Annotated in this window: 23 protein-coding genes; 12 read left to right on the forward strand and 11 right to left on the reverse strand. The window is 59.6% G+C overall.

All coding sequences use genetic code 11. The annotated features are described in order from the left end of the window. Positions 1 to 8 precede the first annotated feature (8 nt). The gene (locus OU26_RS00630; RefSeq protein ID WP_026645980.1) at positions 9 to 1,034 is read left to right on the forward strand and encodes an HAD-IIA family hydrolase; all 1,026 of its coding nucleotides are present in this window, start codon (positions 9 to 11) and stop codon (positions 1,032 to 1,034) included. A gap of 15 nt (positions 1,035 to 1,049) precedes the next feature. Beyond that, positions 1,050 to 1,811, forward strand: coding sequence for a TlyA family RNA methyltransferase (locus OU26_RS00635; protein ID WP_026645981.1), 762 nt, complete (start codon positions 1,050 to 1,052; stop codon positions 1,809 to 1,811). Positions 1,812 to 1,924: 113 nt separating this feature from the next. On the opposite strand, the gene OU26_RS00640 is transcribed toward OU26_RS00635, so the two are convergent. Both OU26_RS00640 and OU26_RS00645 read right to left on the reverse strand, forming a co-directional pair. Then, positions 1,925 to 2,578, reverse strand: coding sequence for a potassium channel family protein (locus OU26_RS00640; protein ID WP_026645982.1), 654 nt, complete (start codon positions 2,576 to 2,578; stop codon positions 1,925 to 1,927). A 70-nt stretch (positions 2,579 to 2,648) separates the two neighbouring features. Then, positions 2,649 to 4,112 carry a potassium transporter TrkG gene (locus tag OU26_RS00645; protein WP_026645983.1) on the reverse strand — a complete coding sequence of 488 codons (1,464 nt, stop codon included), beginning with the start codon at positions 4,110 to 4,112 and terminating at the stop codon, positions 2,649 to 2,651. A gap of 275 nt (positions 4,113 to 4,387) precedes the next feature. On the opposite strand from OU26_RS00645, the gene OU26_RS00650 reads away from it, so the two are divergent. The 3 genes from OU26_RS00650 to OU26_RS00660 all read left to right on the forward strand — a co-directional run bounded on the left by OU26_RS00650 (position 4,388) and on the right by OU26_RS00660 (position 7,793). Continuing rightward, on the forward strand, positions 4,388 to 5,332 hold the full coding sequence (locus OU26_RS00650; protein ID WP_026645984.1) for an NAD kinase: 945 nt from the start codon (positions 4,388 to 4,390) through the stop codon (positions 5,330 to 5,332). 6 nt (positions 5,333 to 5,338) lie between these two features. Further along, positions 5,339 to 7,045, forward strand: a complete 1,707-nt coding sequence (gene recN / locus OU26_RS00655; RefSeq protein ID WP_026645985.1) for a DNA repair protein RecN — start codon at positions 5,339 to 5,341, stop codon at positions 7,043 to 7,045. Between the two features lie 76 nt (positions 7,046 to 7,121). Continuing rightward, complete coding sequence (locus OU26_RS00660) at positions 7,122 to 7,793, forward strand: HAD family hydrolase (RefSeq protein ID WP_026645986.1); 672 nt, start codon at positions 7,122 to 7,124, stop codon at positions 7,791 to 7,793. A 75-nt stretch (positions 7,794 to 7,868) separates the two neighbouring features. Here OU26_RS00660 and OU26_RS00665 read toward each other — a convergent pair whose 3' ends face one another. The 6 genes from OU26_RS00665 to thrC form a co-directional block, all read right to left on the reverse strand. Continuing rightward, positions 7,869 to 8,246: a GntR family transcriptional regulator gene (locus OU26_RS00665; RefSeq protein WP_026645987.1), complete on the reverse strand. Its 378-nt coding sequence runs from the start codon at positions 8,244 to 8,246 to the stop codon at positions 7,869 to 7,871. Positions 8,247 to 8,529: 283 nt separating this feature from the next. Further along, on the reverse strand, positions 8,530 to 9,846 hold the full coding sequence (locus tag OU26_RS00670; protein WP_081815608.1) for an MFS transporter: 1,317 nt from the start codon (positions 9,844 to 9,846) through the stop codon (positions 8,530 to 8,532). Between the two features lie 81 nt (positions 9,847 to 9,927). Beyond that, positions 9,928 to 10,128, reverse strand: a complete 201-nt coding sequence (locus OU26_RS10400; RefSeq protein ID WP_237743774.1) for an EamA family transporter — start codon at positions 10,126 to 10,128, stop codon at positions 9,928 to 9,930. Positions 10,129 to 10,179: 51 nt separating this feature from the next. Continuing rightward, complete coding sequence (locus tag OU26_RS10405) at positions 10,180 to 10,575, reverse strand: hypothetical protein (RefSeq protein ID WP_051592883.1); 396 nt, start codon at positions 10,573 to 10,575, stop codon at positions 10,180 to 10,182. A gap of 1 nt (position 10,576) precedes the next feature. Continuing rightward, positions 10,577 to 10,834, reverse strand: coding sequence for a hypothetical protein (locus tag OU26_RS09585; RefSeq protein ID WP_051592884.1), 258 nt, complete (start codon positions 10,832 to 10,834; stop codon positions 10,577 to 10,579). Between the two features lie 173 nt (positions 10,835 to 11,007). Continuing rightward, positions 11,008 to 12,495, reverse strand: a complete 1,488-nt coding sequence (gene thrC, locus OU26_RS00680; RefSeq protein WP_026645989.1) for a threonine synthase — start codon at positions 12,493 to 12,495, stop codon at positions 11,008 to 11,010. Between the two features lie 304 nt (positions 12,496 to 12,799). On the opposite strand from thrC, the gene glyA reads away from it, so the two are divergent. The 5 genes from glyA (at position 12,800) to OU26_RS00705 (ending at position 17,999) form a co-directional block, all read left to right on the forward strand. Continuing rightward, positions 12,800 to 14,107 (forward strand): serine hydroxymethyltransferase, encoded by a 1,308-nt coding sequence (gene glyA, locus OU26_RS00685; RefSeq protein ID WP_026645990.1) that lies wholly within the window; start codon positions 12,800 to 12,802, stop codon positions 14,105 to 14,107. Positions 14,108 to 14,219: 112 nt separating this feature from the next. After that, positions 14,220 to 15,533, forward strand: coding sequence for a glutamate-5-semialdehyde dehydrogenase (locus tag OU26_RS00690; protein WP_026645991.1), 1,314 nt, complete (start codon positions 14,220 to 14,222; stop codon positions 15,531 to 15,533). Further along, positions 15,530 to 16,114: a hypothetical protein gene (locus OU26_RS00695; RefSeq protein ID WP_033498776.1), complete on the forward strand. Its 585-nt coding sequence runs from the start codon at positions 15,530 to 15,532 to the stop codon at positions 16,112 to 16,114. Before OU26_RS00690 ends, OU26_RS00695 begins: the two co-directional genes overlap by 4 nt. Before the next feature lie 14 nt (positions 16,115 to 16,128). Then, positions 16,129 to 16,857: a nicotinate-nucleotide adenylyltransferase gene (gene nadD / locus OU26_RS00700; RefSeq protein WP_162164119.1), complete on the forward strand. Its 729-nt coding sequence runs from the start codon at positions 16,129 to 16,131 to the stop codon at positions 16,855 to 16,857. Positions 16,858 to 16,976: 119 nt separating this feature from the next. Further along, on the forward strand, positions 16,977 to 17,999 hold the full coding sequence (locus OU26_RS00705; RefSeq protein WP_026645993.1) for a ribose-phosphate diphosphokinase: 1,023 nt from the start codon (positions 16,977 to 16,979) through the stop codon (positions 17,997 to 17,999). A 5-nt stretch (positions 18,000 to 18,004) separates the two neighbouring features. On the opposite strand, the gene OU26_RS10010 is transcribed toward OU26_RS00705, so the two are convergent. After that, positions 18,005 to 18,277 (reverse strand): hypothetical protein, encoded by a 273-nt coding sequence (locus tag OU26_RS10010; protein WP_152571276.1) that lies wholly within the window; start codon positions 18,275 to 18,277, stop codon positions 18,005 to 18,007. A 290-nt stretch (positions 18,278 to 18,567) separates the two neighbouring features. Here OU26_RS10010 and OU26_RS00715 point away from each other — a divergent pair, with 290 nt between their 5' ends. After that, a complete protein-coding gene (locus tag OU26_RS00715; RefSeq protein ID WP_026645994.1) occupies positions 18,568 to 19,509 on the forward strand; it encodes an AbaSI family restriction endonuclease in 942 nt (313 codons plus the stop codon). Here the strand turns inward: OU26_RS00715 and OU26_RS00720 are convergent. Further along, the gene (locus OU26_RS00720) at positions 19,506 to 20,291 is read right to left on the reverse strand and encodes an SDR family NAD(P)-dependent oxidoreductase (protein ID WP_051592885.1); all 786 of its coding nucleotides are present in this window, start codon (positions 20,289 to 20,291) and stop codon (positions 19,506 to 19,508) included. The two genes, OU26_RS00715 and OU26_RS00720, sit on opposite strands and share 4 nt — an antisense overlap. 335 nt (positions 20,292 to 20,626) lie before the next feature. Here OU26_RS00720 and OU26_RS00725 point away from each other — a divergent pair, with 335 nt between their 5' ends. Beyond that, the gene (locus OU26_RS00725; RefSeq protein ID WP_026645996.1) at positions 20,627 to 21,136 is read left to right on the forward strand and encodes a cysteine hydrolase family protein; all 510 of its coding nucleotides are present in this window, start codon (positions 20,627 to 20,629) and stop codon (positions 21,134 to 21,136) included. A 92-nt stretch (positions 21,137 to 21,228) separates the two neighbouring features. Here OU26_RS00725 and OU26_RS00730 read toward each other — a convergent pair whose 3' ends face one another. Continuing rightward, on the reverse strand, positions 21,229 to 22,593 hold the full coding sequence (locus OU26_RS00730; protein WP_026645997.1) for an MATE family efflux transporter: 1,365 nt from the start codon (positions 22,591 to 22,593) through the stop codon (positions 21,229 to 21,231). Positions 22,594 to 22,647: the final 54 nt, after the last annotated feature.

A 22,647-nucleotide genomic window follows, 5' to 3' on the forward strand; every position in this document is an offset into this window, starting at 1 on the left:
CCCACACAATGCTGAAATCCACGAATCGTCCGCTGAGCGAAGCGTATCAGTTGGCGTTGCTTGACCTTGACGGCGTGGTCTACCGTGGCAAGAATCCGGTGGAACACGCGGCCGAAAGCATTCGCAAGGCCGAAAAACTTGGCATGACGGTGGAATACACCACCAACAACTCCTCCCGGCTGCAGGCCGTGGTGGCCGACCAGCTCAAAGGCTTCGGCTTGGATGTCGAACCGTGGCAGGTCATCACCTCATCCGTGGTGGCCGCGCGCATGGTGGCTCGCGAGGTGCCGCAAGGCTCGAAGGTGTTCGTGCTTGGTGCCCGCCATCTGCGTGAGGAAGTGGCCAAGCAAGGGCTTGAGGTGGTTAATTCTGCCGAGGATAAACCGGTGGCCGCGATTCAGGGTTGGTATCCGGACATGTCGTGGAACGAGATGGCCCAGATTGCCTACGCCGTCGAACAAGGGGCCACGTATTTCGTGACTAACCGGGATCTGACCATTCCCCGTGAGCTTGGCATCGCTCCGGGATGTGGCTCCATGATCATGGCCGTCATCAACGCCACCGGCGTGGAACCTGTTTCATCCGCAGGCAAGCCGGAGTCCGCCATGTATGACGAGGCCCGGCTGCTCGCCGCGCATGATGGTGCCGAACCAGTGGCCAAGGAGGCATGCCTTGCCATCGGAGACCGGCTCGACACAGACATCGAGGCCGGCAATCGTGGCGGATATGATTCCCTGGCCGTGCTGACCGGTGTGACTAATGCACGTGAACTGATGTTCGCTCCGGCGCATCTGCGTCCGACCTACATAGCCCGGGATTTGATCGGCCTCAACGAGCCGACGCCTGCGGTCACGCATGAAGCGGGCGCCTGGAGCTGCCGTGACGTGCAGGCGCGCGTCGACGGTGACAGGCTGTACGTCACCGACACCACCAGCGTCGACGGATTGCGTGCGGCGTGCGCCGCCATGTGGGACGTCGCCGATCGTGGCCGTGACGTTTCCGACATGATCGTTCCGGAATTCCGAATCGCCTGACGGCGGCATATTCGTATGCGGGACATGCATGAAGATGTCGTTATCAGGCGTCTCGATGTCGCGTTGGTGGAACGTGGCATCGTGGACAGTCGTTCCAAAGCACAACGTTTGATCGGCAACGGCAAAGTGAAGGTGAACGGTGCCGTCGCAGTCAAGCCATCGGTCAAGGTCTCGGATGATGACACGATTGACGCCGATCTGGGCGATGACTATGTTTCGCGCGGCGCGTACAAGCTGGTCGGCGCATTCGAACGATTCGCCTCCGCAGGGCTTGCCTCCGCGCAAGGACTCGACTGTCTTGACATCGGCGCATCCACCGGCGGTTTCTGCGACGTGCTGCTACGTCGTGGAGCCGCGCATGTGATCGCCTTGGACGTCGGACATGGCCAGCTTGATCCACGCATCGCGCATGATGGCCGCATCATCGAAATGAGTGGTGTCAATATCCGCGACGTTGAGGCGGGCGACCTGCCGTACCGTCCGTCGATGGTCGTGTCCGATGTGTCGTTCATCTCGTTGACGTATGTGATTCCCGTCATCGCACGCATTGCGGCGCCTGGTGCGCAGATCGTGCTACTGGTCAAGCCTCAGTTCGAAGTCGGCAAAGGCAACCTTGGCAAGAACGGCATCGTGGAAAGCGAAGCGCTGCGCGAACAGGCCCTCAGCACCGTCGTGACCTGCGCGAAAGCCAACGGATTGGATGTACGTGGCACGGCGGTCTCACCGATAGAAGGCACGCACGGCAACATCGAATACCTGTTGTACGCAGTGGCATAAGTCGGCTACGACTCTCCAAGACGGATTCCATGCGAAAAGAGGCGGTGTCCATATGCATCCCACATATGGGCACCGCCTCTTTTCGCATGTTCAGCAGCGCTTCGTGAAGCCAATCAACCTCTCAGGAACTTGTCGATCTGATTCTGCTTGCCCATGATGATGAGCTCGTCGTTACGATGCATGATCAGCTCTTTCGACCCGTATTCGAACTCCTTGCCCGGAGATTTGATACCGACCACGGTGATGCCGAACCGTTCATGCACGCGCGCGTCCTCTATGGTGTAGCCGACGACATGCGGGGGAGTGTGGATCTTCACAACGTTGTACGCGCCCTCAAGCTCGATGTAGTCGAGATAGTTGCCGGACACCAGATGCCCCACGCGTTTGCCGGCGTCGGTCTCGGCGTTGATGATGTGCCGCGCGCCGATGCGCTGTAGAATACGCGCATGCTCCTTGGACACCGACTTGGCCCAAATGTCGGAGATGCCCGCGTCAAGCAGATTGCCGGCGGTGATGACGGACGCCTCGACGCTGTCGCCGATGGCGACGACGGCAGTGTCGAAATCGGATGCGTTGATCTGCTCCAGCGACATCACGTCGGTCATGTCGGCCTGCACGGTGGGAATCTGCGAGGACCAACGATTCACCAGCTCACCGTCCTTGTCGACGGCAAGCACATCCTGGCCCATCGCATCCAATGTGGTGGCCACGGAGCTGCCGAAACGGCCAAGTCCGACCACAAGAACGCTTCTGGTGTTGTTCGCCATGATTGTTCGTGTACCTTTCGAAGTTCTTTTTTCGAATATCAAGTATAGGAAACCGGATTATCTGGTCGATTCAGCCGACCACGATCTGCTCGGTGGGGTAGCGCACCGTCTCAACGCTGCGCGGCCTGGAGATGGCGTATGCGATGGTGAGCGGCCCAAGCCTGCCGATGAACATGGTGGCAGCGAGGATGTACAACACCACCGGATTGGATTCGCTGGCCACGCCGACCGAATAGCCGCCCAATCCGAATGCCGAGCAGGTGTCGAACAGCGCGTTGCACAACGAGCAGCCTGTGATGGCCATTAATGCCATGGACACCACGGTGACGAGCATCAGGCAGGCGGCGCTCACGGCCACGGCGGTCATGATGGCCTGCGAGTGGATGCGGCGGTGGAATGCGTTGACATCCCTGCGTCCAGTGAATGCCGCGCGGCAGGTCAGCAGGATCACGGCGAACGTGGTGACACGGATGCCGCCGGCCGTCGAGGTGCTGCCGCCGCCAATGAACATGACAATGGACAGGAATACTTTTGTCGCGTCGCTCACGCCCGGCATCCACGACAGGTCGAAACCTGAGCTGCGGGGCATGACGGCCGCCACCAGCGCGTGCCACAGACGCGGCTCCACTCCCTCTGTGGCGAACAGCAGCTTGTTGTTCCACTCCATGACGAGGAACCAAGTGAACGAGGCGAGCACGATGCAGAACGTCGTGGTCAGCGTGAGCTTGGTATGCAGGCTCCAGCGCTTCGGCGGACGGTGCATGCGCCATGATCGCATGAGGTTCAGCAGTACGGGGAAACCAAGCGTGCCGCAGAACGCGCTGATGAGGATAGGCAGGCCGACCGCCCAGTTGTTGACGTGCAGCCCAGCGCCGTCGGGGGTGAATCCGGCGTTGTTGTACGCCATGACGGCGAAGAAAAGCGATTCCCACAGTGTGTGGCGGACATTGCCGTGGTTGACCTTGTACAGGCCGGGGAACAACGCCACGAACGTGATGCCTTCGATGGTGAACGCGGTGGCGATGACCACGGTGAGCACGCCTTTGATCTCGCCGAGTTTCGTGGTGCCCAATTCATTGGCGGTGAGCAGTTTCTGCGTGGCCTTCAGATGATGGTTCACAGCCAAGGCGATGAGCGAAGCGAAGGTCATGACGCCCAGACCGCCCATCTGCACGGAGAAGATGAGCACGGCCTGGCCAAATGCGGACCAATGCGTCGTCGAATTGACGATCGAGATGCCGCACGTCGAGATCGCGGAGATCGCGGTGAAGAACGCGGTGGTGAACGTCGTCTTTTCGCCCCTTGGCGTGGCGACCGGCGCGAGCAGCAGCGCGGTGGACAGCGCACCCAAGACAAGGAAGTACAGGATGGTCAGTCGTCCGGGATGCGTGGTGAGCCTGTGCATCAGGCTGCGTTTGCGCGGCTTGCGATCCTCCGCCATGGCCTTCTCGAAGGTGTCTCCGGAGAACCACCAGGCGTAGCCATGCGAGGCCTCGCGATTGGAGGAGGACTCGTCAAAGACGAGGTTGGACATGCTGTTCCTCGCTCCCTATCTTTATGGATGGTCTTCGTTTCCTTGAGCTATTGTAGACGGTAGTGTGACGAACGGGGCGTCGGAGAGCTTGCTCGGCCTGTCCGATGGGTTCGCCGGAATCGGCGGATGGGGCCGTGACGATCGCGGATGCTGGTTATACATGGCGGGTTCTGGACACTCGCCGCCGTCATTCGTTCATTTGTTCGATTACAATGGTAGGCGTTGGCGCCCGTCAAGGGCGCGTTGTGTACAGGAGTTCTTGGAAAGGGCTTGCGATGCTCGGTACCCGGCATGCGGTGGTGGTGACGCACACGCGTCTGCGCGAAAGCGGCACGGTGGTCGAGGAGGCCGTCGAACAGTTGAGACGTGCCGATTTCGAAGTGACGATCATCGATAACATCGAGGCGCCCGACTTCGGCAGCAGACCCCCCGTTGTGCCGCCCAGCACGGAGATTGTGGTTGTGCTCGGCGGGGACGGCACCATCCTGCGCGCGGCCGAGCTGGTGCACTGCACCGAAGTCCCTATCCTCGGCGTGAACCTGGGACATGTGGGTTTCCTGGCGGAATTCGAAAGCTTCCAGATGAGCGAAGCCATCCGCAGAATCGCGGAGCATGACTATTCCATTGACGAGCGCATGATCGCCCACGTCGATGTGTGGCTTCCCGGTGAATCGGAGCCCATCGAGGATTGGGCGCTGAACGACATCACATTGGAGCGGGCGGATCGTGGCAAGATGGTAGAGCTGTCCATCCGCGTCGATGACGTGGAGATGAGCTCCTTCGGCTGCGACGGCGTGATTGTGTCCACACCGACCGGATCGACTGCCTATGCGTTCTCCGCGGGAGGTCCGATCATGTGGCCGAACGTGAAGGCTCTGCAATTGGTGCCGTTGGCCGCTCACGCGTTGTTCGCAAGACCGTTGATCATCGGTTCCGGGTCGACGTTCGCCATCGATATTCTTGAGGATTCCACGTCCAAGGGCTGGATTTGCTGCGATGGACGTCGTCAGCGAGCCCTGCCGAAGGGTACGCGTATCGAGGTGCGGGAATCGAAAAGTACCTTACGCTTGGCACGTCTGTCCGGAGTGCCGTTCACGAATCGTCTCGTCACCAAATTCGATCTGCCCGTCGTCGGTTGGCGTGAGCAGGCGCGCAAGACGGATGGCGCGCATCACGGGCATGCATTCCCTGAAAAGGGCGATTGCGAAAGCGGAAAGTGACCGGACATGCTTGAGGAACTTGAGATTCATGACCTTGGTCCGATTCGTTCCGCGTTGATCTCTCCGGCCGGCGGCATGACGGCGATTACCGGCGAGACGGGCGCGGGCAAATCGATGCTGCTCAGTGCGATTCGGCTGATTTCCGGAGGCCCTTCCGATGGGGGGCGCGTCTCCGTCGGCGCGCAGGAAGCGTGGGCGCAAGGCGTGTTCGAAGTCGCTTCGTCGCCGGCGGCGGTGGCCGCCGCCCGGGAGGCCGGTTTCGAACCGGAGGACGGCGAACTGTTCCTGTCCCGCAAGGTGCCCGCCTCCGGCAGGTCTCGCAGCATGCTGTCCGGACGTAGCGTGCCACGCTCGGTGCTTGCCTCCGTCGCCGCGGAATTGGTGACGATCCATGGACAGGCGGATCAACTGCGCATCGCGACCGCCGCCCGGCAGCGCGAATTTCTGGATCGTTATGCGGGCGACGAGGTGGCGTTGGCCGCATACGGCAAGGCATGGAACGCGCTGCGCGCGATGGACGAGAGACTGGAGCGTCTCAGCAACCAGGAATCCTCTATGCGGCAACAGGCGGATTATCTGCGTGAATCAATCGACCGCATCAACCGCGTCGACCCGCAGCCGGGGGAGATGGACGAATTGCGCGCGCGGCGCGACCGTATCGAGAACGCGGCCGAAATCGCCGAGGGGGTGACCCGCGCATTGGGTGCGTTGGACGCCTCGCAGGTGGCGGATGATGTCGAATCGTCAAGCGCCGCCGACCTGATCGACCATGCGGCGCAGGCATTGCGCGCCATCCATGTCGGAGGGGTCTTCTCCGAACTCGCCGACCGATTGGATTCCATCAGCACCGATTTGTCCGATGTGGTGTTCAGCCTGTCCGGCGAAGTGGACAATGAGGCGAGTGTGGAGGATTTGGACGCCATCAACGGGCGTATCCACGAGCTGGACGAATTGACCCGCCGGTGGGGGCCGGAATTGTCTGATGTGATCGCATGGAGGGACAAGGCCGTATTTGATTTGGAGGATCTGGACGCCTCGCCAGAAAAGGTCGAACAGCTTGAGGCGGAACGCGCGGGTCTACTCGACGCCGCGAAAAATGCCGCGCTGGCGGTCGGCAAAAGACGTAGGGCCGCGGCCAAGGAGTTGGCTTCCAAAGTGACGGCGGAACTTGGTTCGCTGGCCATGGGAGGGGCAAAACTGGAGATTCGCGTGACCGAACGTGCCAAATTGGATGCCACAGGCGCGGACGATATCGAATTCCTCTTCACGCCGTTCCCGGGTTCGCCCCAGCTGCCGATGGGCAAAAGCGCATCCGGCGGCGAGCTGAGCCGTCTGATGCTCGCGCTCGAACTGGTGGCCGCCGAAAAGCATGTGGTGGCCGGCGGCACCGTGCCGCCGATGACATTCATCTTCGATGAGGTCGATTCGGGTGTGGGCGGCAAGGCCGCTGTGGAGCTGGGCGCTCGTTTGGCAAAACTCGCCCAGTCCGCACAGGTGCTGGTCGTCACGCATTTGCCGCAGGTCGCATCTTGGGCGGATGAACAGTATGTGGTCGCCAAAAGCATGGCTGATGACGGCTCCGTCGAAACCACAATCAACCAGGTGCGCGGAGAGGCCCGCGTTCATGAGATCGCGCGCATGCTTTCCGGAAGCGAAAGCGAGGCCTCATTGGAACATGCCGAGGAGCTGCTCAGATCGTCGGTGCTTGACTGACCGTCACGCGCACGATCGCAAACCAGTTGAGAAAATATCAAATATCAGGAATACTGCAACCAGTAAAGGAGCCGACATGGCACAGGAAACCGCGGAGAACCAAGGCAAGGGGGCCATTTTCGACCTTGACGGCACATTGCTTGACTCCATGGGCGTATGGGATCAGGTGGATATCGATTTCCTTGCCAAACGTGGCATCGAAGTGCCTGAGGACTACATGCGGAAAGTGGCCGCCATGCAGTTCCGGCAAATCGCCGAGTATACGATCGCACGGTTCTCGCTGCCGGATACCCCCGAGGAGCTGATGGAGGAATGGGATCGTATGGCGCGCGTCATGTACGCAACGGCAGTCGAGGCCAAACCGCATGCGCGGGAATATCTGGCGGCGCTGAAGACGGGCGGCGCGAGGCTCGCGGTGGCCACGTCGTTACCGCCGCAGTTGCGTGAACCAGCCATGAGACATGTGGGTATCCTCGACTTCTTCGATGAGGTGGTCAGCGTCGATGACGCTGGAGACGTCGGCAAGGATCGACCGGATGTGTATCTTCTGGCTGCATCGCGTCTTGGCGTCGAGCCGGTTGACTGCACCGTGTTCGAGGATCTGCTGACCGGCATGCGGTCGGCGAAATCCGTCGGCATGCACGTGTGGGCCATGCACGACGATTCGTCCGACGCCGACTGGCCGGAGATCTGCGAACTGGCGGACGGCGTCATGTTCGACTTCCGCGACGCGCCGGCTCGCTTGTAGAGTCGGGGCTTTCCGCCCGTCCTGGCATTAGGCTCGGGCAACGCGTTTCACTGACTGGCCGTCTGACGCATGGGATCATGATTGCTCCCTGTACGCTTTCTCGAACATGCCAAGCAGATCTAGCAGGCTGATGCCGGAGGCTTTGGCCTCGATGGACGCTTCGCGGAACTTGTCCATGATGCGTTCGCTCGCGCGTTCCCTTATGAGCTCGTTGCCGTGCTCCATAACGAATGCGCCTTTGCCTTGTATGTTCTTCACAAGGCCTTCGTCCGCTAAATCGTTGTACGCCCTAGTTACGGTAAGCACACTGATGTGCAGTTCCCCGGCGAGCTTGCGGAGCGAGGGGAGCGCATCGCCCACCTGCAGCTCTCCTGAAACGATCGCGGATCTGATTTGGTTCTTGATCTGCTCGTAGATCGGCTCTTCGGACGCGGACGAGATGTTCAGCTTCAAGCTGTGCCTCCTTTTGCCGGTGATATGTTCTTCTGATGCACAGTCGCACACTAACTGTTAAGTAGTTATATATAACAGTAATACAGATATGTGAAATGCTGTTATAGTGTTTTGCATAACAGCATAAATCTTTCACGTCAGAAGCACATGCGGTGCCAGAAACCTGGTTTTTTACCGGCGTTGGAAAAACCGTCGTGATCCGTCAAAGGAATGACGGATCGTTCCATTCGATGCGCGTCCGCCGATGAGACGGGTTAGTCGGGAGATGAACGGCTCGTCCGTGTCACGCGTTCTTCGAATGGATGACACGACGGAAGGACAGATAGATCAGCCATGCCATCGGCATCGACAGCATGAACATTGGATAGAACCATGCGATAGGCAGATGACCGTAGAAGACGCCAGCCAGCACGGGACCCAACGTCATACCCAAGTCGATGCCCATATAGTAGGTGCTGTTGGCCAAGCCGCTACGAGCGCACCCCGCGATCACAACAGCTTGTGCCTGCGTCACGGAACTCATCAGACCGTAGCTGGCGGCCATCGTGACGCCCGCCACGAGCAGATACCAGCTGTTCGTCATGAACGTGAGGGAAGACAGCATCGCCAGCATGGACAATGAGCAGACGGTAAGCCAGAACCGGAAGCCCTTCGAGTCGAACAGGTTGCGAAGCGTGAGACGCAACAGCAGCAATGCGACGGCGTAGAAGACGAAGAACAGGTCGGATGAGACATGCAGATGCCGGGCGAAAATGTAGTCGACCAGGAACGATTGGTTCGCGAAATAGGGAATCGCGAACATCATGAACACCGCAGCCAAGGGAATCACCTTCGGTTCGACCAGATTGCGCAGTCGGAGACGGTGACGCAGCATATGCGATGCGGATCGATCGGATTGCGATTCGCGGGATGAATCCGATGCGGGTGAACCGCCCGCCGTTTGCATGGTGACGGTCTTGCGTGCCGGCTTGCCGCCGTTCCTCACCAGCAGCACGGTCACGAACGCGCATGCATTGAGTGTCAGCGACGCGACGAACGTCCATCGATAGCCAACTGCCGTCTGCAGACGGATGCCAAGCGCCGGACCGACCGCGATCGCCAGCGCGTTGACGATGCCATACAATCCCATGCCGGCACCCATATGCCTGATCGGCAGCAGCAGCGACACCCAAGTGGCAAGACAGACGGTGCCGCAAGCGAAGCCGAGTCCGTTGACCATGCGGGCCGCGATCAGCATACCTGTCGATTGCGCGGCGCAGTACATGACGCCCGCCACGATGTATAGCGCTGTGCCGACGGCCACCAGCAGACGCTTGCTGACCAGATCTGACAGATTGCCGGCTATCGGACGGCAAAACAGGGAGACGAAGCTCATCGCTCCCGCGATCACACCCATCAGCGAGCCGGTTGCTCCCATCGACTCCCCATAGCCGGCGATGATGGGGTTGACCACCATGTTGCTGGTCATGAAGAAGAACGTCGCCAGCATGACCAGCGCCACATCACGGGTGATCAGCCGATCCCTGTTCCGCGTGGGCGGATTCTCCGGTTCTGCATCAAGTTCTGTCGTTGCGCTTACGCCGCCCGTATGATCAACCATGATGTCCCATCCTTTCCGAAGCCTTATGGTAGCAATCCCGAATCCACTAGCGTGATCGTCTTTCGGGAAGCGAATCCCATGTCATTCTTCCGAGCACTTGGCCGACATCACCATGGCGGTGAAGATCAGCGCGAATCCGATTACTGTGTTCATGGTGAACCGTTCTCCGGCGAAAATCGCCGAAAAGACGGCGGCGAACAGGCATTCTGTGTACATGATGATCGAAGTCTGTGAGCCGGGCAGATGCGGCAGGCTCATATTCTCCATGATCTGCGCGCCCATGGAGGCACAGACTATCAGAAACAGCACCGACGATACGACTTCCGGCCGCAGTCATGCCACGCTCGGCCCGGAGAAGGAGAGGCATGACATGACGAGATACAGAATTCCGGCCACTAGGAATTCCATGAAGGTCATGGCTATCGGATGGAATCGTTTCGTGAATACGCCAAGCAGCACGATGTTGATGGCGCACAGCAATGCACACAGCAGCGTAAGCCAATCGCCCCGTCCCAGTGCGAAAGCGGAACCCGATGCTGCCCCACCGGTTTTTAAGGAGACGAATCCGACACCGGCGAGGCACACGATGGCGGCCGCGACCTGCATCAACGCCGGTCTTCTCGCACAGACGATCCAGGTCACGAAGGGAACCGCCACGCAATACGAAGCCGTCAGGAACGCGCTGCGTCCGGCATCGATGGTGGCCAGTCCGACGGTCTGTGCCGTCATCTCACCCCCAATAGGTGAGTCCCACCAGCATTCCCGGAACGATGATTCGCCTGTTCAGATTCGGAAGTATCCGCCTATGGAACACGGCCAGCATGCACAGGCATGCCCCGAGCATACGCACGCACATCAGCCAGTGCATGGGCATGGCCTCCAGGGCGGTTTTGGTGAACAGGTAGCTGCCTCCCCACAATGCCGCGCTGCCAAGCAGTGTCATCTGATAGAACAGGGAACTTTTATGCGGTCCTTCTGAGTTTCCCATGGGGATTCCTTTCGACTTGTCGTTGGAAAAAGAAAAAGGCATCCAAACCAATCCTTGAACGGCTTGGGCCGCATACCTACGTGATTGGTTTGGATGCCTTGATTCCCCCATCCGGTGAAGGGGGAGACATGATATTCAGTTATACGATTCGATTATCGGCAGGAGTCCGCAATCTACAGCGCCTTCGCGGCCTGTTCGACGAAATCCTCCATGCCATTGATCTCGACGACGTTATCAAAACGCACGTCGGATGTTTCGAGACCGCGCAGCGCCGCAGGCGCGGTGGTGCCGGTGGCCTCGGAGAGCACGTCCATGCATTCGAAGTCGGTGCCGGTGGCGTCGAGCCCCAGGGACTCGTTCACCACGCGCGGGAACTTGTACGGGCTCGCGGTGGCAAGCAGCACACGCGGGGTCAGCGGATCGCGTGGCATCTGCTGCATGACGTAGTAGCCGCACGCGGTGTGCGGGTCGATCACGTAATGGTTCTTGTTCCAGCAGTCGGCGATCATGTCGCGCACCTGGTTCTCGTCGGCCCAGCCGGTGCCGAAGATCGAACGAATCTTCTTCATCATCGGTTCGGGAACCTCGTAGGCGCCCCACTGGTTCAAATCGTTCATCAGCATGGAGATCAGACGGGTGTCCTTATCGGACATGTAATACAGCATGCGTTCCAGATTCGAGGAGATGAGGATGTCCATCGACGGGCTGATGGTCTGGAAGAATGGACGCTGACGGTTGTACGTGCCGGACGTCAGGAAGTCGAACAGCACGTTGTTCTTGTCGGAGGCGACGATCAGATGCTTGACGGGCAGGCCGAGCAGTTTGGCGTAGTAGCCGGCGAGAATGTCGCCGAAGTTGCCGGTCGGCACCACGAACTCGACCTCGTCGCCGACGTTGATGACCTGCTGTTCGAGCAGCTGCGCGTAGGCGGAGAAGTAGTACACGACCTGCGGCACCAGACGACCCACGTTGATGGAATTCGCGGACGACAGCACCACATGGGAGTCCTTTGCCAGACGATCCGCGAGATCCTTATCGCCGAAGATGCGCTTGACGGCGGACTGGGCGTCGTCAAAATTGCCCTTGACCGCGCACACGTTCACGTTGGAACCGGTCTGCGTGGTCATCTGCAGTTCCTGCACCTGGCTCACCTTGCCTTCCGGATAGAAGACGGTGATGCCGGTACCGGCCGCGTCCGCAAAGCCGGCGAGGGCAGCCTTGCCCGTGTCGCCTGAAGTGGCGGTGACGATCATGATCTTCTCATCCTTGTCACCATCGGCCGGAGTGGTACGCGCCATGAAGCGGGGAAGGATCTGTAGCGCGACATCCTTGAAGGCGGAGGTCGGGCCGTTGAACAGTTCCATCACATAATCGTCGCCAAGCGGCTTGACCGGAGTGATCCTCTCGTCGGACCACTGGTCGCCGTACGCTTCGGCGATGCAGGCCTTGAGCTCCTCCTCGGAGTAGTCCGGCAGCAGTACGGACAACACGTCGTATGCGATCCGCTGATAGGATTTGCCGGCCAGACCCGCGATGTCCACGTGGTTTTCGCCTAGGGAATCGGTCACGAACAGGCCGCCATCGTCGGCGATGCCCTTGCGTATAGCCTGCTTGGAGGTAAGCGAATCGGTGGTACTGCGTGTGCTGTGGAACGTGGTCACTTGATTTCCTTAGCAATAGAACGGACAGATTACGTCAAACGTGATTTCCAGTGTACCGGCACAGGTGGGAAGAAAACGCTCCGCGTCCGTGGAATGGAACGGCGGAATGCCCGCAGTCGCTGCAACGGCGGTTCTCGGATGGCACGGCAGCCAAGGCGTTCGGTCATTGATAATGTCCTGTACCAGCCTCCGCGCCGTATTTCCCGCATGTTTCGAAACGCGGTTGTTCCATGGCGATTCGCGCACGTACACTGCTTTATTAAACCGCGGTACAGCGGATCATTCCGAAGTCAAGGAGGGCTTCATGACTGCATCACCTCTTGCGCAGACCCCGAACGACAAGTTCAACGCGCCAATCGCCGAAGCGGATCCGGAAATCGCTGAAATCCTCGATGCCGAACTGTCCAGGCAGCAGAACGGCCTTGAAATGATTGCCTCCGAAAACTTCGTGCCACGCGCCGTCCTGCAAGCGCAGGGATCCGTGCTGACCAACAAATACGCCGAAGGCTATCCGGGACGCCGCTACTATGGCGGGTGCGAACAGGTCGACAAACTCGAAACCATCGCCCGCGAGCGCGCGAAAAGCCTGTTCGGTGCCGAATATGTCAACGTGCAGCCTCATTCCGGCGCGCAGGCCAACGCTGCTGTTTACCAGGCGCTCGTCAAGCCTGGCGACACGGTTCTCGGACTGGCTCTCGACCATGGCGGCCATCTCACCCATGGCATGAAGATCAACTTTTCGGGACGCTTCTATCATGCGGAAGCCTATGGAGTTAATCCCGAGACTTTCCGTATCGATCCGGAGATTATCCGCCAGCGGGCGCTTGAAACCCATCCGGCGATGATTATCGGTGGGTGGAGCGCCTATCCGCGCATTGAGGACTTCAAGGCGATGAAGGAGATTGCAGACGAGGTCGGCGCCAAATTCTGGGTGGACATGGCTCATTTCGCCGGTCTGGTGGCGGCTGGTCTGCATCCGAGTCCCGTGCCGTATGCCGATGTCGTGTCCTCTACCGCGCACAAAACTCTTGGCGGTCCGCGTTCCGGCTTCATTCTCGCCAAGCAGGAGTATGCCAAGAAGCTCAATTCTGCCGTGTTCCCTGGCCAGCAGGGTGGTCCGCTCATGCATGTCATCGCCGGCAAGGCCGTCGCCTTCAAGGTCGCGGCATCTCCGGAGTTCAAGGATCGTATACAGCGCACGCTTGATGGTGCCAAGATCCTCGCCGAACGTCTCATGGCCGACGATGTCAAGAACAACGGCATCAGTGTCCTGACCGGCGGCACCGATGTGCATCTGGTCATGGTCGATCTGCGCAACAGCGAGATGGATGGTCAGCAGGGTGAGGATTTGCTTGCGCAATGCGGCATCACCATCAACCGCAACACCGTCCCGTTCGATCCGCGCCCTGCGTCCGTGGCGTCCGGTTTGCGTATCGGCACCAGTGCGCTCGCCACCCGCGGTTTCAGTCCGAAGGAATACGAGGAGGTTGCCGACATCATCGGTACCGCGCTCGCTGCGGGCAAGGATGCCGACGTCGAAGCTTTGAAGGCGCGTGTCATCAAGCTCACCGAGGACTTCCCGCTGTATCCGAGTCTCGACCAGATCCACTGATCGTACTCGTCCTTCCATTCGACGCGTTCGCGCCCCGCAAATACGCAAGCGGACGGCTCGAAATGGCCGCCATTGCGCAGCGGGGCGCGATCGCGCGCTATTCTAGGAAACTATGACGAATCCACAACATCAGACCGATGCCATCAACGCCGACGCGTTCGAAGCGGTATGCGTCATGGGTGATGCTGCCCGCAACGCGCAATCGCAGCTCGCGCAAGCTAACACCGAAGCGAAAAACGAACTGCTCAACGCTATCGCCGACGCGCTTGACAACCACGCCGACGTCATCGCCGGAGCCAATGCGCTCGACATGAGCCAGGCCTTCGACGACGGCATGGACGCAGGGAAACTCGATAGGCTCAAATTCAATGTGCCCCGGATCGCCGCAGCCGCGCAAGGCGTGCGGCACGTGGCCTCCCTGCCCGACCCGGTAGGCGAGATCGTGCGCGGATACCACCTTGAAAACGGCTTGAGGCTGCAACAGGTGCGCGTCCCCATCGGCGTGCTCGGCATGATCTACGAGGCTCGCCCCAACGTCACCGTCGACGTGGCATCACTGTGCATCAAATCCGGCAATGCGGTCCTCCTCAGGGGCGGTCACGCCGCCGAACGCACCAACGCGGCGACGCTCTCCATCATCGGCGACGTGCTCGCCGAACACGGATACGACCAGGCCATGATTGACTCCGTCGACCGATACGGACGTGCCGGCGCCACGGCCATGATGGAGGCGCGCGGACACATCGACGTGCTCATCCCACGCGGGGGAGCGGGACTCATCCAAGCCGTCGTGCGCAACTCCAAAGTTCCCGTCATCGAAACGGGAGCCGGTAACGTGCACATCTACGTCGACCGGTCCGGAGACCTCGACAAGGCCATCCCCATCCTCATCAACGCCAAAACCCAGCGCGTCGGCGTATGCAACGCCGCCGAGAAACTCCTCGTGCACCGGGACGTCGCCGAAACCTTCCTGCCGAAGGCCGCCGCGGCGCTGGCCGAAGCCGGCGTCGAAATGCATGCCGACGAACGCGCGTACGGCATCATCGAACAAGCCAGGGTGAAGGACGCGCATCTCACGCATGCCACCGACGAGGATTGGGACACCGAATATCTGGCGCTTGAGATAGGCATCAAAGTGGTCGATTCGCTTGACGAGGCCATCGCGCACATCAACCGTCATTCCACAGGACACACCGAATCCATCATCGCCGAGGACTATTCGGCCATCGAGGAATTCACCTCGCGCATCGATTCGGCGGTGGTGATGGTCAACGCCTCCACGCGATTCACGGACGGCGGAGTCTTCGGTTTCGGAGCTGAGCTCGGCATCTCCACGCAGAAGATGCACGCGCGAGGCCCTATGGGGCTTCGTGAGATGACCACGACCAAATGGATCGGCTATGGAACGGGACAGATGAGAGCATGAGCGACGAAACCAAGCAGGAAACCGTGCGAAACAACAAGAATCCCTGGAACGCGGATCTGAACGATCCGATGCTCGGACTGCGACTGGCTTCCGAACGATTGAGCATCGTCCGCTACGTGTTCCTCGTACAGGTCGAGGACGGCATCGCCTCCGCCGACGAACGTGCATCGCTCGAATACGCCGACGCGGTGCTGATCGGTTGGCCCGAAGCCGACGCCGCGGACGTCGTCACCCCCGATGACGAGCAGCTCGGCATCATCGGCGAGCAGATGCGGGACATGGAACAGTACGTCGCCAAATTCAGCGCGATGGAACGCGACCATGATCTCGAAGGCATGACGGACACGCTGATTCGCGTCACCGAACGCGTGGCCAAGATCCGCAGCACATACCAGCCGGACTTTCCGCTGCCGACATTCGCCGAGATCCGTCGCGTCGTGCAGAACGAGTGGGATGAGGACATGGGCAAGATCGATCCTGACAACGCGTCTCCGACCGCGGACAGCATCGAGCAGGAGACCGTGGACGCGGACAAGGAGCAGCAGGCCGAGCGGCAGCACGAAAACGGGGCTTCCGCATGACCGGTCCGAAACGTATGCGGCCGGAATCCGCGGAGGCCGATCCCGAGCTCGCAGTCAGCTATGTGGTGGAACCGGAACGACGCATGTCGGAGCTGTCCGTGGACCGTCCGCAGTCGGCCGTGACGTCTGGCCGCAGGTCGGCACGAGGGAACTGGCATAACCGTCTGCGCATCGGCATCATGGGCGGCACGTTCGACCCGATCCACAACGGCCACCTAGTCGCAGCCTCCGAAGTGTCATGGGTATACGATCTCGACGAAGTGATTTTCGTGCCGACCGGACGGCCGGTGTTCAAACTGGACAAGAAGGTCACCAATGCGGAGGACCGCTATCTCATGACGGTCATCGCCACCGCATCCAATCCGAAATTCACCGTGTCGCGCGTGGACATCGACCGCCCCGGCATCACCTACACCATCGACACGCTGCGCGACATCCGCGTCCAGTATCCGGACGCCGAACTGTTCTTCATCACCGGAGCCGACGCCGTGGCGGAGATCATGCAGTGGAAGGACGCCGACAAAATGTGGGATCTGGCGCATTTCGTGGCCGTGACGCGGCCGGGCTACTCCTCACCGGACGGTGTGAGGCTACCCGCAGGCAAGGTGGATACATTGGAGATCCCCGCATTGGCGATTTCATCGACCGACGTGCGCAGAAGAGCAGAACACGGAGAACCGGTCTGGTACCTCGTGCCCGACGGCGTGGTGCAGTACATCGGCAAGCACGGCCTGTACCGATAGCCATCGTGGGTGGAACGGACGCGATTTCGCGTATACCCTCGAACACACGTGGGCATCGAGGTCTGCGTAGCCGGTTAGTATGGGTCACATCCACTTCGCTAGAACAGACGTTTGGAGATATGGTGAGCGCAATCCTTGAAGGAAAGCCGGATAAGAACCTTATCCTTGTCACAGGCAGGGCACACCCGAAGCTGGCGGCGGAAGTCGCCGAACAGCTCGGCATCGATGTTCTGGAAACCACAGCATACGACTTCGCGAACGGCGAGATGTACGTGCGCTACACCGAATCCGTGCGCGGTGCGGACGTGTTCGTGCTGCAAAGCCATTCCAACCCGGTCAACCAGGCCATCATGGAGCAGCTCATCATGATCGACGCGCTGAAACGCGCCTCCGCACGCTCCATCACCGCGGTCTGTCCGCTGCTGGGCTACTCGCGCCAGGACAAGAAGCATCGCGGACGCGAGCCCATCTCCTGCCGTCTCGTGTTCGACTTGCTCAAAACCGCAGGCGCCGACCGCATCATGAGCGTCGACCTGCACGCGGCGCAATCCCAAGGCTTCTTCGATGGCCCCGTCGACCATCTCATCGCCATGCCGGTGCTGGTCGACTACATCCGAGACCGTTTCTCCAACCAGCTTGACAACGTCGCCGTCGTGTCCCCGGACGCCGGCCGTATCCGCGTCGCCGAACAGTGGGCGCAACGCCTCGGCGGCGGACCGCTCGCCTTCGTGCACAAGACCCGCGACATCACCCGTCCGAACCAGGCGGTCTCCAACCGCGTGGTCGGCGACGTGGCAGGCAAGGACTGCGTACTCGTCGACGACCTGATCGACACCGCCGGCACCATCGCGGGGGCATGCAATGTGCTCAAGGACGCCGGCGCCAAGTCGGTGACCGTCGTCGCCACGCATGGCGTGCTGTCCGGCCCGGCCGTGGAACGTCTGAAGAACTGTGGCGCTCGCGAAGTCGTGCTCACCGACACCGTGCCGATTCCGGAGGAGAAGCGCTGGGACGGCCTTACCGTCCTGTCCATCGCGCCCCTGCTGGCCAGCGCCATCCGCGCTGTGTTCGAGGACGGTTCCGTGGCCGAATTGTTCGACACATATCCGGAGCATCACGGACAGGGCTTCCTGTTCGCCTGATTCCACTAATTTTCGGCAGCGGAACTCCAATGTTTGGCGATTGGAGTTCCGCTGCCGGGATCCGCGGGTTCCGATTCGTTCGGAGCCCGTTTTTCTTTTGCCGAAAGGTTTTGCGCCTGTTCCTGGCCGATGCCAACGACTCCCTTGTCATTGTCCTTTTCCACATGGAACCGTCCGCATACTGCGCCATCATCTCCATCGGCCTCTTTCCATCGATCTCTTTGGACGCTTGCGGATTGCTGAGCGTTTGTGCGGATTAATCCGCCGTCAAATCCCATGAATTATCCGAATAAAGAAACACCCAAAAAACGAAAACGTTGAATTTCCAACGTTTCAACGCATATATCGCAGCTGGCTCATTAGGGGGCGATTGAAAAATCCGCACGCGCATCCGATAATCCACAAACGATTGGAATTATCCGCACGGCAATTGGATGACGCGGTCAGATATGTCGATCGAAGATGGAGGAGTAGATTGGAGAATATCGTTTTCCGTGTATGAGCGCGTCCTTGCGGCATGGAAGCGCCGCGCGCGAAACAAAGAAGCAAAAGAAACGGGAAGAGAACAATGAGCGGGGAAGATTCCAAAACGGACGATGACGCGAAGCGTGACTATCTGATTCGCACCTTTTCGAGGACGAAGCGCAAGGATTACGAAAACTATGTGGTCAATGCGGTGTGGAATAGGCTGGGAATGCGCGACGTGAAACCCGTGACCCAGCAGCCGGTATTATGCCCGGGGAAAGCATACAAGTTCATCGACCTGTACTTCCCGCAAGTGGGCATCGGCGTCGAATGCGATGAGGCATATCATCAGAATGAGGAACAGCATTCCCGCGACATCCATCGTGAGATCACGATCATCGAGGTGCTTCGTCAAATCCATGAGGGAGATTATGAGCTGAAACGCATCGACGCGACGAAGCCTTTTGCCGAATTCGAACAGAGCATAGACGACGTGGTCTCCTGCATCGCGGATAAGGTCAACGAGCAGAAAGCCAATGGAACATTCAAGCCTTGGATTCAGGCCGTGGATGATTGGCGACAGTATTATGCGGACAAGGACCGCATCTCCGTTTCGGACGACATCGGCTTTCCCCGTATAGTCGACGCCGTGAACACCCTATGCAGCGCCGACTATAAAGGGTGTCAGATGGGTTGGTGCGTGCCCAGTGCCCTACGTCCGGTTTACGGAGATGAATACCGGACATGGTTCCCCAAGCTTGCCGTCAACGGGAAGGCCATAGCGAGCGGCTGGAACAATCGTCTGTCGCCGGATGGCCTGCACATCGAGGAATACAACGAATATAATCCCGATGCCGTGGATCCTGTGACCAGCGGACAGGCCGCCCACGACAAGCGAATCACCTTCGCCAAAAGCACCGACCCCATGACCCGCCAATCCTCCTACAGGTTCGTCGGCGTTTTCCAACGTATAACCAACAATGACGAAGGAACCCGCAAAAGGTATGAACGCATAGCTGACTCATTCCCGATCATCCGTGCCTAGTCGAGGCTGGTGCCGCCGTCCACGTCGAGGGTCTCGCCGTCGATGTAGCCGGATTCCGGATCAGCGAGGAACACGATGGCGCGGGCGATGTCATACGGCTGGCCACCATGCTTGACGAGCGTGGAATCCTCGATGGCCTTCTGCTTCCAATCCGGCATCCCCGACGTCATCGGCGTGTAAGTCAGTCCCGGCATGACCGCGTTCACGTTGATGCCGTCCGTCGCATACTCCCTGGCCGCGCCGCGGGTGAGCGCCGCGACGCCCGCCTTGGTGGCCGCGTAGGCCACACCGCCCAGGTATCCACCGCCGTGCTTCGCGGCGATGGAGGACACGTTGACGATGCGACCGTAATGCTGCGTCCTCATGCGCTTGACGGCCTGCTTGATGGTCAGGAAGCCGGCGGTCAGATTGACCGCGAGAATCCGGTTCCAGCGTTCTAGATCCGTGTTGTCGAGCGTGTCCTTGATGATGATGCCCGCGTCGTTGACGAGGATGTCGATGCCGCCGTAATGTTCGTCAAGCTGCTGGAAGACGCGTTCGACGGTGCTCGGGTTGGAGATGTCCCCGGGCGCTGCGAAGGCCTCACCGCCCGCCTGGGTGATGAGGCCGACCGTGGCTTCCGCGCGTTCCGGCACGATGTCGTTGACCGCGACCCTCACGCCTTTGCTTGCGAGCAGTTGGGCGGCGGCCTGGCCGATGCCCTGTCCGGATCCTGTCACCAAGGCACGCTGGCCCTCCCAACGCTGATCGTGACGCTCCTCATCGAGTCCTGTGATATGCATGGTTTCCCTTCCCCGCGATTCTCCGGCGCCCATCCGCCGGTTCATCATGCAAGTGTAGGTGCGGACAAGGGGATACGCACGCCATCGGCCTCCTTCTGGAATGCAGGATCGGTTTCAGCAAGCCGGCCATAGGGCTATAGGCTTGGCGGAATGAATGGCTTTGGATAGGCCGGACATCGACGCAGTATTCGAGTGCACACGGAAACGGATTCGGACGAATCTCGCGACACTTCAACTTAAATCCGCTTCTTCGCTGTGGTGATAACATGACGACATTGTTTTCAAGAGAGAAGACGAGGGCGTCAAATTGCACGACGTAGAAAAGAGACAATCCGATGAGTGACGCGTTGCTAGTCATCGACATGCAGGAAGCGTACGTAGGGGAGCACCGCTTCCCATACCTCAAATACAGTATGCCCGATCTGCTCACTACGGTAAATGGCGTCATTGACGCTTACGCAGACGAGAAGCGGCTGATTGTATACATAAGAAACGTGATGGAACGCAGCCTCCTCAGCCGTCTGTCACCGTTCAAAGTGTATGAGGACACTCTGGAGTCAAAGCTGGTTGAAGGACTGCACGTGGCATCGAATCACGTGTTCGTGAAACATGCGGGAGACGCGTTCTCCAATCCTCAATTGCATGCTTTCCTGAAGGAAAACAACGTGGATTCGGTCAAAATCGTGGGCGTGGATGGAGGCGGCTGCGTGGCATTGACCGCGCTGGGCGCAATAGAACACGGCTACCATGTGGTAGTCGACGAGCCGGCCATTGGCACGACATTTGAACGCAGCAAAAGGAAGCACTTCAGGAAACTGAAGGAGCTGGGCGCCGAATTCGTCTGATGGCCAACCCCTGCCTGCCGCGATTGCCATATCCGTTTGATTTGCACGGAATATGACCACACCATCAGATTTCCATTAAACGGGTCAAGATGTCAGACGGTTTTACGTCGCGAACCGCGCAGCTCCGGAAGCAACACGATGAACAACACGATGGCGAGTATGGCGGTGAGCAGATCCGCCACTGCCTGCGCCGCGATGACGCCATGGTATCCGGCGATACGGGATCCCGCATACAGTGTGATGGCAAGCATCACTCCCTGCCGGCTGATGGACAGGGCCAGCGCGCCCCACGCCTTGCCTGCGGATTGGAAAGTGCACGTGGTAACGAGGACGATTGCGACGCACACGGTGCTCAGAAGCTGCACACGCAGCATGCCGGTGCCGAGGTCGATGATGCGCTGGTCGTCGCTGAAGAAGCCCATGAGCTGTCGCGCGGAGGCCACAAGTACCACGGTCATGCCGATGGCGAGCAGGCAGAGGAAACCGTAAGCGAATCTGAGCAGTGCTTTCAGACGTGGCATGTTGCCAGAACCGTAGTTGTATCCGATAAGAGGCTGACCGCCGAAAGCGAAGGCCACAAGAATCAACACGGCGATCATAACGATTTTCAGACCGATGCCCATGGCCGCGACCGCGTCATTGCCGTATGGCAAGAGGAACAGGTTGATCATGACGATGCCAAGGCTCTGCATGAGATTGGTGACGGATGCGGGTATGCCGATGGCGAAAATGCCCGAGACCTCGTGACGGGTGATGGCGATTCCTCGGTCGCGCAGCATGAGCCGTGGATTGATGGAGAGGTTTTCGCTGCGTGCGACGAGGAACCAGATATAGTAGGCATCCGTGCAGATGTTCGCTATGACGGTCGCGCTCGCGGATCCGGCGGCGCCCCATCCGAACACGTGGATGAACAATGGGTTGAGACAGATGTTGATGAGGGTTCCGGCGACCGAGCCTATGGCTGACGGGGTGGCATGGCCCTCGGCCCGCAACAGATTGGTCGGCGTCATGGACGCGATGATGAATGGCGAACCGATGATGATGAGCGTGTAGAACTGTGACGCATACTGCCATGTGTTGCCGTCCGCGCCGAGCATGGAGAGAATCGGGTCTCGGAACGCGAGACCGAAGATGATGACGAGTAGACCGGTGAGGACGGCTCCCCAGAAGCAGAATACGCTCAGCCGCTTGCCGTCATCGTAACGTCCCTGTCCGTAGAGCCGTGAGATCACGGAGCTTCCGCCAAGTCCGAAGATGTCGCCGAGTGCGATCATGACCGTGAATACGGGGGTTGCTATCGCGACGCCCGCCACCATGTCGGTGTTGCCGGTATGCGCGATGAAATAGGTGTCCACGGTGTTGTAGGCGAGGGTGACCATCATGCTGAGCACGACGGGGATCGCAAGGGTCATGTATGCGCGCGGTATCGGCGCCTTCTCGAAGAGTTCGTTATCCATAGCAGTCGCCAAGACTACAATGCCGAACCGGACATTTTCGGGAATGTCATGCGG

The organism is Bifidobacterium ruminantium DSM 6489 (assembly GCF_000770925.1).
GTDB lineage: Bacteria > Actinomycetota > Actinomycetes > Actinomycetales > Bifidobacteriaceae > Bifidobacterium > Bifidobacterium ruminantium.

What these genes read in the sequence shown, in the direction of transcription:
- OU26_RS00630 (WP_026645980.1), top strand. Translation starts at nt 9, where the DNA reads ATGCTGAAATCCACGAATCGTCCGCTGAGCGAAGCGTATCAGTTGGCG.
- OU26_RS00635 (WP_026645981.1), top strand. Translation starts at nt 1,050, where the DNA reads ATGCGGGACATGCATGAAGATGTCGTTATCAGGCGTCTCGATGTCGCG.
- OU26_RS00640 (WP_026645982.1), bottom strand. Translation starts at nt 2,578, where the DNA reads ATGGCGAACAACACCAGAAGCGTTCTTGTGGTCGGACTTGGCCGTTTC.
- OU26_RS00645 (WP_026645983.1), bottom strand. Translation starts at nt 4,112, where the DNA reads ATGTCCAACCTCGTCTTTGACGAGTCCTCCTCCAATCGCGAGGCCTCG.
- OU26_RS00650 (WP_026645984.1), top strand. Translation starts at nt 4,388, where the DNA reads ATGCTCGGTACCCGGCATGCGGTGGTGGTGACGCACACGCGTCTGCGC.
- recN (WP_026645985.1), top strand. Translation starts at nt 5,339, where the DNA reads ATGCTTGAGGAACTTGAGATTCATGACCTTGGTCCGATTCGTTCCGCG.
- OU26_RS00660 (WP_026645986.1), top strand. Translation starts at nt 7,122, where the DNA reads ATGGCACAGGAAACCGCGGAGAACCAAGGCAAGGGGGCCATTTTCGAC.
- OU26_RS00670 (WP_081815608.1), bottom strand. Translation starts at nt 9,846, where the DNA reads ATGGTTGATCATACGGGCGGCGTAAGCGCAACGACAGAACTTGATGCA.
- OU26_RS10400 (WP_237743774.1), bottom strand. Translation starts at nt 10,128, where the DNA reads ATGGGCGCGCAGATCATGGAGAATATGAGCCTGCCGCATCTGCCCGGC.
- OU26_RS10405 (WP_051592883.1), bottom strand. Translation starts at nt 10,575, where the DNA reads ATGACGGCACAGACCGTCGGACTGGCCACCATCGATGCCGGACGCAGC.
- OU26_RS09585 (WP_051592884.1), bottom strand. Translation starts at nt 10,834, where the DNA reads ATGGGAAACTCAGAAGGACCGCATAAAAGTTCCCTGTTCTATCAGATG.
- glyA (WP_026645990.1), top strand. Translation starts at nt 12,800, where the DNA reads ATGACTGCATCACCTCTTGCGCAGACCCCGAACGACAAGTTCAACGCG.
- OU26_RS00690 (WP_026645991.1), top strand. Translation starts at nt 14,220, where the DNA reads ATGACGAATCCACAACATCAGACCGATGCCATCAACGCCGACGCGTTC.
- OU26_RS00695 (WP_033498776.1), top strand. Translation starts at nt 15,530, where the DNA reads ATGAGCGACGAAACCAAGCAGGAAACCGTGCGAAACAACAAGAATCCC.
- nadD (WP_162164119.1), top strand. Translation starts at nt 16,129, where the DNA reads ATGCGGCCGGAATCCGCGGAGGCCGATCCCGAGCTCGCAGTCAGCTAT.
- OU26_RS00705 (WP_026645993.1), top strand. Translation starts at nt 16,977, where the DNA reads ATGGTGAGCGCAATCCTTGAAGGAAAGCCGGATAAGAACCTTATCCTT.
- OU26_RS10010 (WP_152571276.1), bottom strand. Translation starts at nt 18,277, where the DNA reads ATGGGATTTGACGGCGGATTAATCCGCACAAACGCTCAGCAATCCGCA.
- OU26_RS00715 (WP_026645994.1), top strand. Translation starts at nt 18,568, where the DNA reads ATGAGCGGGGAAGATTCCAAAACGGACGATGACGCGAAGCGTGACTAT.
- OU26_RS00720 (WP_051592885.1), bottom strand. Translation starts at nt 20,291, where the DNA reads ATGCATATCACAGGACTCGATGAGGAGCGTCACGATCAGCGTTGGGAG.
- OU26_RS00725 (WP_026645996.1), top strand. Translation starts at nt 20,627, where the DNA reads ATGAGTGACGCGTTGCTAGTCATCGACATGCAGGAAGCGTACGTAGGG.
- OU26_RS00730 (WP_026645997.1), bottom strand. Translation starts at nt 22,593, where the DNA reads ATGGATAACGAACTCTTCGAGAAGGCGCCGATACCGCGCGCATACATG.